9 protein-coding genes and 5 pseudogenes are annotated in these 11,706 nt (G+C 65.8%); 10 read left to right on the top strand and 4 right to left on the bottom strand.

Annotated elements, in window-relative coordinates:
• Nucleotides 1–196 (top strand): annotated as a pseudogene (locus RHBS_RS29770) (hypothetical protein); the annotation flags it as partial.
• On the opposite strand, the gene RHBS_RS16755 reads toward RHBS_RS29770, so the two are convergent.
• From RHBS_RS16755 to RHBS_RS16745, 3 genes are read right to left on the bottom strand one after another with little or no spacing between them, the layout of a single operon-like run.
• Nucleotides 171–1,262 (bottom strand): NAD(P)-dependent alcohol dehydrogenase, encoded by a 1,092-nt coding sequence (locus RHBS_RS16755; RefSeq protein ID WP_121871988.1) that lies wholly within the window; start codon nucleotides 1,260–1,262, stop codon nucleotides 171–173. The pseudogene RHBS_RS29770 and the gene RHBS_RS16755 overlap by 26 nt on opposite strands.
• Entirely contained in the window at nucleotides 1,262–1,735 is a 474-nt protein-coding gene (locus tag RHBS_RS16750) for a DUF4334 domain-containing protein (protein ID WP_121871987.1), read from the bottom strand. Before RHBS_RS16750 ends, RHBS_RS16755 begins: the two co-directional genes overlap by 1 nt.
• Before the next feature lie 29 nt (nucleotides 1,736–1,764).
• Nucleotides 1,765–2,952, bottom strand: coding sequence for a TetR/AcrR family transcriptional regulator (locus RHBS_RS16745; protein ID WP_121871986.1), 1,188 nt, complete (start codon nucleotides 2,950–2,952; stop codon nucleotides 1,765–1,767).
• A gap of 188 nt (nucleotides 2,953–3,140) precedes the next feature.
• On the opposite strand from RHBS_RS16745, the pseudogene RHBS_RS16740 reads away from it, so the two are divergent.
• From RHBS_RS16740 to RHBS_RS16705, 9 genes and pseudogenes are all read left to right on the top strand, one after another.
• Nucleotides 3,141–4,204: pseudogene (locus RHBS_RS16740) on the top strand (AMP-binding protein); the annotation flags it as partial.
• Nucleotides 4,193–4,696: a hypothetical protein gene (locus RHBS_RS32315; protein ID WP_374700623.1), complete on the top strand. Its 504-nt coding sequence runs from the start codon at nucleotides 4,193–4,195 to the stop codon at nucleotides 4,694–4,696. The pseudogene RHBS_RS16740 and the gene RHBS_RS32315, both read left to right, overlap by 12 nt.
• Nucleotides 4,697–4,943: 247 nt before the next feature.
• Nucleotides 4,944–5,258 carry an integration host factor, actinobacterial type gene (gene mihF / locus RHBS_RS16735; protein WP_008712632.1) on the top strand — a complete coding sequence of 105 codons (315 nt, stop codon included), beginning with the start codon at nucleotides 4,944–4,946 and terminating at the stop codon, nucleotides 5,256–5,258.
• Nucleotides 5,259–5,305: 47 nt separating this feature from the next.
• Nucleotides 5,306–5,788 carry a cation:proton antiporter regulatory subunit gene (locus tag RHBS_RS16730; RefSeq protein WP_128646070.1) on the top strand — a complete coding sequence of 161 codons (483 nt, stop codon included), beginning with the start codon at nucleotides 5,306–5,308 and terminating at the stop codon, nucleotides 5,786–5,788.
• A 202-nt stretch (nucleotides 5,789–5,990) separates the two neighbouring features.
• Nucleotides 5,991–7,513: pseudogene (locus RHBS_RS16725) on the top strand (carbon starvation CstA family protein); the annotation flags it as partial.
• Complete coding sequence (locus RHBS_RS16720; RefSeq protein ID WP_121873321.1) at nucleotides 7,514–7,684, top strand: YbdD/YjiX family protein; 171 nt, start codon at nucleotides 7,514–7,516, stop codon at nucleotides 7,682–7,684.
• 57 nt (nucleotides 7,685–7,741) lie between these two features.
• Nucleotides 7,742–9,207: pseudogene (locus RHBS_RS16715) on the top strand (DNA-3-methyladenine glycosylase 2 family protein).
• The gene (locus tag RHBS_RS16710; protein ID WP_121873323.1) at nucleotides 9,204–9,701 is read left to right on the top strand and encodes a methylated-DNA--[protein]-cysteine S-methyltransferase; all 498 of its coding nucleotides are present in this window, start codon (nucleotides 9,204–9,206) and stop codon (nucleotides 9,699–9,701) included. The pseudogene RHBS_RS16715 and the gene RHBS_RS16710 overlap by 4 nt, the downstream one beginning before the upstream one ends.
• Before the next feature lie 107 nt (nucleotides 9,702–9,808).
• Nucleotides 9,809–11,050, top strand: a complete 1,242-nt coding sequence (locus RHBS_RS16705; RefSeq protein ID WP_374700621.1) for an AI-2E family transporter — start codon at nucleotides 9,809–9,811, stop codon at nucleotides 11,048–11,050.
• Here RHBS_RS16705 and RHBS_RS16700 read toward each other — a convergent pair.
• Nucleotides 11,032–11,706: pseudogene (locus RHBS_RS16700) on the bottom strand (SbcC/MukB-like Walker B domain-containing protein); the annotation flags it as partial. The gene RHBS_RS16705 and the pseudogene RHBS_RS16700 sit on opposite strands and share 19 nt — an antisense overlap.

Genomic DNA, 11,706 nt, shown 5'->3' with positions numbered 1-11,706 from the left:
GCGGGCTCTGCGCGCCAGGGCCCGCGTGGAGCGGTTCCTACCCAAGCGGACGCACTCGCGGGCCACCGCGGACGCGTCCAACAAGACCTACCCCCGGCTATCCCGTCGGCTACAGCCTCGGGATCTGGGCGCTGCGGCGTGCCCGTCCACCGCCGATTCGGCAGCACCGATCAAGGCCACTCCAGCACCGGCTTGACGGTGTCTCCGCGGCGGTGGTCGCCGAGCGCGGAGTCGATCCGGTCGTACGGATAGCGGGTGATCAGCGCATCGACGGGGAGCGCCCCCGCGGAGTACATCTCGGCGAGCGTCGGGATGAACTGCTGCGGGACGGCGTCGCCCTCGAGGCATCCGCGAATACCCCTACCGCTCAACACCGTATCCAGCAGATCCAGCTGCAACACACCGCGGCCGAGGGCCACGATCGCCAGCGTGCCGCCCTTGCCTAGAGCGGCCATCGCGTCGCGGATCACCTCGGCGTTGCCGGTGGTGTCGAGTGCATGCGTAGCGCCTCCGTCGGTCGCGTCCAGTAGCGCAGCTGCCGCATCCTCCGACTCGGGATCGATGACTGCGTGCGCACCGAGACTCGACGCCAATTCCCTTCTGGCGCTCGATCGTTCCACCGCGATCACGCGGGCACCGCTCGTGATCGCCGCGAGCACTGCCGCCATCCCCACCCCACCCGCTCCGTGCACCACCACGGTGTCCCCGGACCGGGGCTTCAGGACGTTCAGCACCGCACCGGTGCCTGTCTGCACGCTGCACCCGAGCGGAGCTGCGACGGCGAAGTCGATATCCCGATCGACGACGACGGTGTTGTCCTGACGGGTCAGCGCGAACTCGGAGAAACTCGACTGTCCGAAGAATCCGTCGAGCACCGGAGCACCCGCGCTCGTGACGCGGGACGTGCCGTCCGCGCGTGCACCGAACTGGTTGAGAGCGTGGCCGTCCACGCAGTAGGCGGGCCGTCCCTGCCTGCAATTGCCGCACACACCGCAGTGCCGGAACGTCAGCACCACATGGTCGCCGGGATCGATTCCGTGGACGGACCGGCCCACCGACTCGACCACGCCTGCGCCCTCGTGCCCGAGCAGTACTGGCCGCTGGGCCGAACCTGCCCGTCGCGCAACGAGATCGGTATGGCAGATCCCCGTCGCCTTCATCCGGACCAGGATCTCGTTCTCGCGGGGTTCGTCGATGTCGATGTTCTCGACGGTGAACGAGTCGGCAGGATCACGCGAGAGCAGTGCCCGCGCAGCGACCATCAGTCTCGCTCCAACACGAAGTAGAAGTGCTCGCCGCGAGAGAGCACCAGCTCCGGTTTGCCGTTCATGATGCCCATCAGCCTGCGGTCGTCGATCTGCTTGAAGTGATCGAAAACGGCTTTGCCGTCGTACACCATCGTGGCGGTCACCTCGCCGCGGAACTCGATGTTCCACAGCGAGGCTTCCCCGGACCCCATCTCGACGTTGGAGAACAGCGAGCCGTCATCGGCGCGGCAGATCAACGGTTGCGCCTCGGTCACGGAGACGAAGTTCTTACCGTGCCACTTGCTGGCGGGCAGTGCCCGGCACAGTCCGTGGCCGGTCTGGAAGGCGGCACCGGTCCAGCTTCCGAGGATGTCCTCGGCGCGTACGGGGGCGAGCTGCGACCAGAGTTCGTCCAGTTCACTGGCCAGGACACCCGATTGCTGTGCGAGCAATTCGTTTGCGCGCGCGATCGTTCGGTTCTCGGACATCGTTGTTCTCCGTTTCACGTCGAGTGGATTCATCCCAGGAGTACCGCTGTCATCGTCTGCTGCACCCGGGCCATGGTTCGGTCGGAGCGCTCGAACCGCACCGTGCGACCGACGTCGAAGACCAACCCGAGAGCGGCGTGGATCAGAAATTTCGAGACCACCACGCTCGTGTTCGGCCGCGCCTCACGCAGTAGCTGCGCCCAGCCGTCGATGTTGTGGCGCTGGATCCGGCGCAGTGTGGACCGCCGATCGGCCGGTAGATTTCCGATCTCGGCGAAGTACACGGCCACGAGTTCGCCCTGCCGGAAGGTCAATTCGGTGTACAGCCTCGCGAAGGTCCGCACCGCGTCCACCGGGGAGTTCGATTGCTCGAGCGCACCGGCGAGGGTGTCGGTGAGCTGGGCGTTGGCGCGATGCAACGCGGCCTCGAGCAACTCGGCCTTGCTGGGGAAGTAGCGGTACACGCTGGAGGCGGTGATCGACGCTGCTGCGCCGATGTCGTCCAGGCCCACCTCGTGGTAGCCGTGCAGATAGAACAGGCGAATCGAATGGTGCAGCAGCTCTTCGCGTTTCGATGCGTGCTCCAGCACGGCTTCGCGGTGGGGAGATGCACTGCCTTGCTGCGGAAGATCGGTCCGCAGTACCGACCGTGCCGCAGCAAGCATCGACTCCTCGATCTGTTTGGCCGACAACGCCGATCGATGCGCGGTGATGCTGGCGACGGCACTGATCGACGCCGTGGCCAGCAGTGCGGCATCCGCCTCGGACAGATCGGGGCGCAGCTGCCGCAACGGGACCGTCACCCGCTCGTGCACCGTTCGCAGCGCGCGGCGTAGGTAGTCGCGGTCCGAACCGACGAGATAGCGCCCCTCCCATCGATACAACCCACCGGTGCGGCGATTGTCGATGGTGGTGGCGATGATGGCACCGATGACCGCGTCGATCCGGGCCTGCGGGTCCTCCACCTCGATGACGGCCGGATCGGTTGCAGCGACCAAGGAGTCGGTCATCCGCATGACGGTGTCGACGAACAGGGAGTACTTGGTGGGGAAGTGCCGGTACAGCGCGGGTCCGGAAATGCCGACGGTGGCGGCGATGTCCTCGATTCCGACGGGGTGATAGCCGCGCTCGCTGAAGGCCTCGGCTGCGGCCACCAGAATCTGCGCCTTTCGATTCCGTGGCCGACGCCGCTGCGCCGTCGTACCTGTCTCGCTCATTGCCTGCCCTTGCCCCACCGGTTGTCTCGAATCCTCACAGTAGCCGCATCGATGCGAATGATCGCAAACTTACTACAGCACTGACCTGCAGAAATGTAGTCGACAGAGTTCCGGACAAAGCGGCACACAGTCTGTAGGCTGCATCACATTCGATCCCCTGCTCATACGGCTGACGAGAGGAACCGGCGATGGCCGCTCACCCGAACGAACCCGGATTGTCCAACCGAAACAACTGGAACAACCACGTTCGACGGCACGCCCTCATGCAGCCCGAAGCGGTGGCGCTTCGATTTCAGGGACGATCGATCAGCTGGCGCGAACTCGACGACCGCGTGTCGCGGTTCGCGGGCGCTCTGCACAGCCGCGGAATCGGATTCGGCGACCGGGTGTTGATCGTGATGCTCAACCGTCCCGAATACCTCGAGGCGGTACTGGCGATCAACGCGCTCGGCGCTCTCGCCGTCCCGGTGAACTTCCGGATGACTCCACCGGAGGTGGCGTTTCTCGCACAGAACAGCGGCTCCACCCTGGTGATCACCGACGAGACCCTCGCTCCGCTGGCCGAAGCAGTTGTAGCGCAAGGCGATTCACTCACCGAAATCATCACCGTCGGAGACGCCTACGAGGCGCTGCTGTCCACCGTCGAGCCGGCGTACACCGTCGACGTTCCGGACGACGCCCCGGCACTGATCATGTACACCTCGGGCACCACCGGAAGACCCAAGGGCGCTGTGCTCACGCACGCGAACATGCAGGCCCAGGCATTCACCTGCATCCGGGCACTGCAGATGAGCGCCACCGACGAGGTCGGCTTCTGCGCCTCACCGATGTTCCACATCGCCGCACTCGGCAGCCTCGCGCCGAGCCTGCTGCTCGGCATTCCCACCGTCGTCCACCCGGTCGGAGCATTCGATCCGGGCACCCTGCTCGACGTACTCGCCGCCGAGGGTGTCACCAACCTCTTCCTCGTCCCCGTGCAGTGCAGGCGATGTGCGCCGAGCAGGCTGCCAACCCGAGAGAACTTGCCCTGCGGGTCATTTCCTGGGGTGCCGCCCCGGCATCCGACACCGTCCTGCGCGCGATGTCGGCAACGTTCCCGGGTGCGATGAACGTCGCGGTCTTCGGACAGACCGAGATGTCGCCCATCACCTGCGTGCTCGACGGCGTCGACGCCCTCCGCAAACTCGGCTCCGTCGGACGCGTCATCCCGACCATCGCAGCACGCGTCGTCGATGACGAGATGAACGACGTGGCGCAGGGCGAGATCGGCGAAATCGTCTATCGAGGGCCCACATTGATGCGCGAATACTGGGAGAACCCCGACGCGACGGCAGATGCATTCCACGGCGGCTGGTTCCACTCGGGCGACCTCGTACGCCAGGACGAGGAAGGCTTCGTGTTCGTCGTCGACCGCAAGAAGGACATGATCATCTCCGGCGGCGAGAACATCTACTGCGCCGAAGTCGAGAACGTCCTGTTCTCCCATCCCAGAATCCTCGAGGCTGCAGTGATCGGCCGCGCCGACGACAGATGGGGCGAGGTGCCCGTCGCGGTGGTGGCACTGCACGATTCGCCGGGCACCCCCGACCTGACCCTCGACGAGCTTCTCGTGTGGCTCGGCGACCATCTCGCGCGGTTCAAGCACCCCAAGGAATTGGTCGTCGTCGACGCCCTCCCGCGCAACGCGAGCGGCAAGGTGGTCAAGGTCGCACTCAGGAAGACCTACTCGCCTGCACCTGCCTGACAGACGCCTCAGGGAGGCGTCGGACATGCCCGGTACACGACGCCCTTCGAGGGCCGACACGGGGCCGAAGTGCTGGTCGGGGCACACCCCGAATCGGATAGGACGTAGCCTGGCTGGGAAGGTTCGGTGGCTCGACCGGAATGACAGTCGTGTTGTTCGGTTAGATTGGGAGAGCCACCAGGCACGATGCAAGAGGGTCGAGACCTGTCAACGAGCGACGGGTCACCACAATCGAGGAGAACAGGCCATGGCTTTACCAGTATTGACACCGGAACAGCGCACCGCGGCGCTGGCCAAGGCGGCCGAGGCACGCACTGCGCGGTCGAAGCTGCTCGCATCCGTCAAGTCCGGCGAACTCAGCGTCGCTGACGTTCTCGCCAAGGCGGAGAACGACGAGATCGTCAAGAAGACCAAGGTGTCCGCCCTGATCAAGGCCCTGCCGGGTGTTGGTTCCGTGCGCGCCGCACAGCTGCTCGAGCAGCTGTCCATCGCCGATACCCGCCGCATCGGTGGCCTCGGTGCAAATCAGCGCGAAGCCCTCCTGGCTGCCGTCGCATCCTGATTCACAACTTGCGATAACGCGTTGCCTGCAGGGCTAGCATTTCGACCATGAACGTCGAAGTGACCCTGCTGCCGGGAATCGGGGTGCGGAAGGATTTCGCCCTCGCTTCCGGGCGTCGCATAGGCGTCATCACCCGTAAGGACGGCGCGAACGAGCTGATCGTCTCGCGCAAGGACGACCCCGATGCGACGCAGGAATCCATCACGTTGAGCAATGAGGAAGCGGCGGCCCTGGGCAATCTGCTCGGGTCGCCGCAACTCATCGCTCAGCTCGGGGAAGAACATCGTGACCTCCCCGGAATCAACACCCGCCAGCTTCCCGTCAGGGAGGGCTCGCGATACGACGGCCGCCCCCTCGGCGATACCGGGATGCGCACCAAGACCGGCGTCTCGATCGTCGCAGTGATGCGTGCGGGCCAAGTACAACCATCGCCCACTCCGGGCTTCACCCTCGTCTCCGGCGATCTGCTGGTCGCCGTCGGAACCGCCGATGGGCTCGACGCAGCCGCCAGGATCCTCGGCAATGCCTGACAATCGTCGGTACTGACCGGTGGCCGAGACTGCACTCGCTCTCACCGAACTGGGAGCGGTGTTCTTCGTCCTCGGCCTACTGGCACGCGTTGCCGGCAAGTTCGGTGTCTCCCCCATTCCGTTCTATCTGCTCGCCGGTCTCGCCTTCGGCAACGGCGGCATCGTCACCCTCGGCGGCATCGACGAGTTCAGTGAACTCGCCAGCGAAATCGGCGTCGTCCTGCTGCTGCTCGCCATCGTCGCCGGCGGCTGGGTTGCCGAAACCGACTGGGGCACCGACTGGTTCACCCTCTCCAAGGTGACCGTCGCCTGGCTGCTGATCGGCTACGGCCTGCTCGCCTGCATCCTGCCGGTGTGGCTGCTGCTCGCCCCGCGCGACTACCTGTCGACGTTCATGAAGGTCGGCACCATCGCCCTGCTGGCCGTCGGCATTCTCATCGCACGTCCCGAGATCCAGATGCCCGCGATGACCAGCTTCGCCACCGAGGGCAACGGCCCGGCATTCGCAGGGTCCCTGTTCCCGTTCCTGTTCATCACCATCGCCTGCGGTGCGCTGTCGGGCTTCCACGCTCTGATCTCCTCCGGCACCACGCCGAAGCTGCTGGAGAAGGAAAAGCAGATGCGGATGATCGGTTACGGCGGCATGCTCACCGAGTCCTTCGTGGCCATCATGGCGCTCATCACCGCGTGCATCCTCGACCAGCACATCTACTTCGCCCTCAACGCACCGACAGCACTCACCGGCGGGACTCCGGAGACCGCGGCGGACTACGTCAACAACCTTCCGCTGAGCGGCGGCGACATCACCCCGGCCGAATTGAGCCAGGCCGCAGCCGATGTCGGCGAGGAATCGATCATCTCCCGCACCGGCGGCGCCCCGACCCTAGCCTTCGGCATGTCCGAGGTACTGCACCAGGTGTTCGGCGGGCCGGGGCTCAAGTCGTTCTGGTACCACTTCGCGATCATGTTCGAGGCACTGTTCATCCTCACCACGGTCGATGCAGGCACCCGCGTCGCGCGCTTCATGCTCTCCGACAGCATCGGCAACCTGCCCGGGGCCTCGGCCAAGAAGTTCAAGGATCCGTCGTGGCGTCCCGGTGCCTGGATCTGCTCGATCATCGTCGTCGCAGCCTGGGGCGCAATCCTTCTCATGGGCGTCACCGATCCCCTGGGCGGCATCAACACCCTGTTCCCGCTGTTCGGTATCGCCAACCAGCTCCTCGCCGCGATCGCGCTGACGGTGGTACTCGTCATCGTCGTCAAACGAGGCCTCTACAAATGGGCGTGGATCCCCGGAGTTCCACTGGCCTGGGACCTCATCGTGACGATGACGCGTCGTACCAGAAGATCTTCTCCTCGGTCCCGGCCATCGGTTACTGGACGCAGCACTCGCAGTTCCGCGACGCCAAGGCGCAGGGCCTCAGCGAGTTCCGCACCGCCGGGACACCCGAGGCCATCGACGCCGTCATCCGTAACACCTTCATTCAGGGCACGCTGTCGATCATTTTCGCGGTACTCGTCCTGGTCGTCGTGTTCGCCGGAGTGTGGGTGTGCATCAAGGCAGTGCGGGGAGACAACCTGCCCGACAACGAGGAGCCCGAGGTGCCGTCGAAGATCTTCGGCCCCAGCGGTTTCGTTCCGAGCCCGGCGGAGAAGAAGATCCAGGCCGAATGGGACGAGCTGATCGAGGCGGGCACCGTCCGCCGCCCCGGATCGGCGCACTAGATGCGCGGGCTGTGGTGGTGGATCACCTCGGTGATGGGCGACCACGATTACGACCGTTACGTCGCCCATCTGGCCCGCCACCACCCGGGTCAGCAGCCACCGACCGTGCGGCAGTACTGGAAGGACCGACACGCGGAGGCGGACCGAAACCCGGGGGCTCGATGCTGCTGACACGGTGATGTCCGATTTCCGCTAGCACCGACGCGTCCGCGCTGACACAGTAGGTGCATGAGCAGCGAACGGCAGGTGCAAGAACTGGACTTCGATCGGTGTTATCGCGCGGTCTCCTCGCGTGACGCACGGTTCGACGGCCAGTTCTTCACCGCCGTCTCCACCACCGGCATCTACTGCCGACCCTCCTGCCCGGCCCGCACCCCCAAGCCGGGCAACGTCTCGTTTCTGGCCACTGCAGCGGCGGCGCAACAATCCGGCTACCGAGCCTGCCGCCGCTGCCAGCCCGACGCCACCCCCGGGTCACCACGCTGGAACATCCACTCGGACCTCAGTTCTCGCGCCATGCGGCTGATATCCGACGGAGCCGTCGAACGCGGTGGCGTCGACGGCCTCGCCAGCACCCTCGGCTACTCGACCCGCCAGCTGACGCGCGTGCTGACGGCCGAAGTCGGTGCAGGACCGCTCGCGCTGGCCCGCGCGCACCGCGCTCACACCGCCCGCACCCTTATTCAGACCACCGACATGTCGATGGCCGACGTCACCTTCGCAGCCGGCTTTTCCAGCGTCCGGCAATTCAACGACACCATCAAGGAAGTCTTCGCCGTCGACCCGTCGACACTGCGCCGAGAAGCGCACCGCACGGCCGTACCGACCGCGGGTGGAACGGTCACCCTGCGATTGCCGTACCGCCCACCGCTCGACCGTGGCTGGATCGAGTGGTTCCTTCGAGGCCACGTGGTCGAGGGCATCGAATCCTTCTCCGAGGACGGCGAATACGTGCGATCCCTGCGCCTGCCGCACGCAGCCGGCTCGTGGCGTTGCGGGTGATGGACGGATTCGTCAGCGCCGCAGTGACATTGCAGGACATGCGCGATCTGGCCCCCGCCGTCGCGCGGATCAGACACCTGCTCGATCTCGACGCAGATCCACTCGCTGTCGACGACGCCCTGCACACGGACCCGCAGCTCGCACCGAGCGTCGACGCGCACCCGGGCATCCGCGCCCTCGGAGTGGTCGATGGCGCAGAGATGTTGCTGCGCACCGTGATCGGTCAGCAGATCTCGCTGAAGGCTGCGGCCACCCACACCGCCCGGCTCGTCGATGCTCTGGGTTCACCGCTCGACCTCGGCAACGACGCCGTCACCAGGCTGTTTCCCGAACCAGCCGTCATTGCCGAACGGGGCCACGAGGTACTCACCGGACCCGCAGCCCGGGTACAGACCGTCATCCGCGTCGCCGACGCCATCGCGTCGGGAACCGTCGTGCTGCATCCCGCGCGAGAAGGGCCGGAACTGGAGCGAGAACTGCTCGCGCTCAAAGGAATCGGACCTTGGACCGCCCGGTACGTCGTGATGCGACTACTCGGCGATCCCGATGTTCTGCTCGACACCGATCTCGTCGTCCGCCAAGGCGCTCAGGCGCTCGGCATCTCGTTGAACAATTCTGCCCGCTGGGCTCCGTGGCGTTCGTACGTCTCGATGCACCTGTGGATCACCGCACTGGAAAGAAGACAAGCATGACTGCCACCGCCGCCACCCAGGACACCCCGATCGGGCCGTTCAGCACCATCGTCGACGCCGATCAGCGCGTCCTCGCATCCGGGTGGACCGCCGATGTCGAGGAACTCCGCGTCCTGATCCACCCGACGATGCGACCCGACAGCGTGCGCACTGCGGCCGATCTCGGCGACGTGACGCGCGCCGTCGAGAACTATCACCGCGGTGAGCTGACCGTCATCGACTCCGTTGCCGTCGCGCAACGATCCGGCGAATTTCTCATGCATGCCTGGGGAGTACTCCGCACCGTCGAACCCGGTGCGCCGGTGACCTACTCCGAGTTCGCAGAACTGTCCGGCAGACCGACAGCCATCCGCGGTGCTGCGTCGGCGTGCGCTCGCAATGCCGCTGCACTGTTCGTGCCGTGCCACCGGGTGGTGCGCATCGGCGGGGCGCTCGGCGGTTTCCGTTGGGGGCTGCCGGTGAAAGAGTGGTTGTTGGCGCACGAGGCTGCCTGATCACACCTCGTCGACGAGTCGTCGGATGGCGGTGACATACCGGCTGGGCACGCCGGGACGTTATGGTTCTTCACGAACCGCCACCCGCCGAATGTGAGGACCCCACAGTGACCGAATCGGCAGTTCCCGGTAAGACGTCGAAGTCCGAGACGCCCGGCAATGATCGCGGTGACCTCATCGGGGTCGGCGGTCTGTGGCTGGCCAAGTGGTCGCTGATCCTCATCTCGATCGCTGCCGGAGCATGGGTACTGGGCTGGCTGATCGGACACCTCTGGGTCATCCTGCTGCCGGTCCTGCTCGCCGTGATCGTCGCGACGGTGCTGTGGCCGCCGGCGAAGCTGATGATGCGTCTCGGATTCCCTCCGGCACTGGCCGCGTCGGTCTCACTCGTGGTGTTCTTCGTCGTCATCGGCGGCATCATCACTCTGATCGTCCCGTCGGTCGCAGAGCAGGCACCGGAGTTGGTCGACCAGGCGTCGGGCGGTATTGCGCAGGTTCAGGACTGGTTGAAGGGTCCGCCGCTGAACATCGGCGACGACCAGATCGACTCGGCCGTGTCGGCCATCGTTGCGCGGCTGCAGGACAGCGGCGAGGTCATCGCCACCGGCGTGTTCACCGGTGTATCCGCTGCAGGCTCGTTGCTGATCACCCTGGCGCTGGTGTTGGTGCTGACGTTCTTCTTCGTCAAGGACGGACCGAAGTTCCTGCCGTGGTTGCACGGATTCTCCGGTGGCCGCGCCGGACGCCATCTGGGCGAGGTGCTCTCACGGATGTGGGCGACGCTGGGCGGGTTCATCCGAACTCAGGCCATCGTCAGTTTCATCGATGCCTTCTTCATCGGTCTCGGACTGGTCATTCTCGGCGTTCCGCTGGCGCTGGTGCTGGCGACCCTGACGTTCATCGGTGGCTTCATCCCGATCGTCGGTGCGTTCGTGGCGGGCGCTCTCGCTGTGCTGGTGGCCCTGGTGGCGAACGGGCTGACCACTGCGCTGATCGTGCTCGCCATCATCGTCGCGGTGCAGCAGTTGGAAGGCAATGTGCTGCAGCCGATCCTGCAGAGCCGCAGCATGAATCTGCATCCGGCGATCGTGCTGCTGGCCGTTGCGGGCGGCAGCTCACTGTTCGGCATCATCGGCGCGTTCCTCGCCGTCCCGGCGGCGGCGGTTGCTGCCGTGCTGATCAGGTACCTGTCCGAGCAGATCGACGAGCGCTCGAACGAACCGGATCAGGACGACCTGGAGGATCAGGCTCCGCTGCCCGACGGGTTGACCGAGGAGCAAGCCGGTCTCGACGAAAAGAAGGACGCCGAGTCGGACAAGCCGGCCTCGGGTCAGGACGCGACGACCTGAAGAGTGGAGCCGGTGCGCTCCCGCTTGACGTAGAGGCGGCTGGGAATGCGCTGCCGCATCTCGTCGACATGGCTGACCACGCCGACGACGCGTCCGCCTGCACGTAGTTCGTCGAGAACCGCCATCACCGATTCGAGGGTGTCGGCGTCGAGCGTGCCGAATCCTTCGTCGATGAACATGGTGTCGAGGACGACCCCGCCGGATTCGGCGGCCACGACATCGGCGAGGCCCAACGCGAGCGAGAGCGACGCGAGGAACGCCTCACCGCCCGACAGTGTCTTGGCCGAGCGCACGACGCCGGTGTAGTCGTCCCTGATGTCCAGTCCGAGACCGCCCCGTTTGCCGCGGACGCCGGCCTCGTCGGAGTGCACGAATTCGTAGCGGCCCGAGGACATTCGCCGCAGCCGCGCAGAGGCGGACTCGGCGACGTCCTCGAGTCGGGACGCGAGGACGTACGAGCGCAACGACATCTTGCGTGCATTCTGCCCCCGGCCCGCCACCACGTCCGCCAGGTTGGCGAGCTCGTCGAATTCGGCACGTTGTGGCGCGATGGCCTGGGCGGCAGTGAACAGTTCGGCGATCAGCGTTCCAGATCGTCTGCGCGCCTTCGACATTCCGCCACCGCCGCGGCGGCGGCCCTGACCCTGGTCGTCGAG

The sequence above is a fragment of the Rhodococcus sp. BS-15 genome, assembly GCF_000813105.1.
Classification (GTDB): Bacteria; Actinomycetota; Actinomycetes; order Mycobacteriales; family Mycobacteriaceae; genus Rhodococcoides.
The sequence above is the reverse complement of the archived record's forward strand: the minus strand, read 5'-3'. Positions and strand labels throughout refer to the sequence as shown.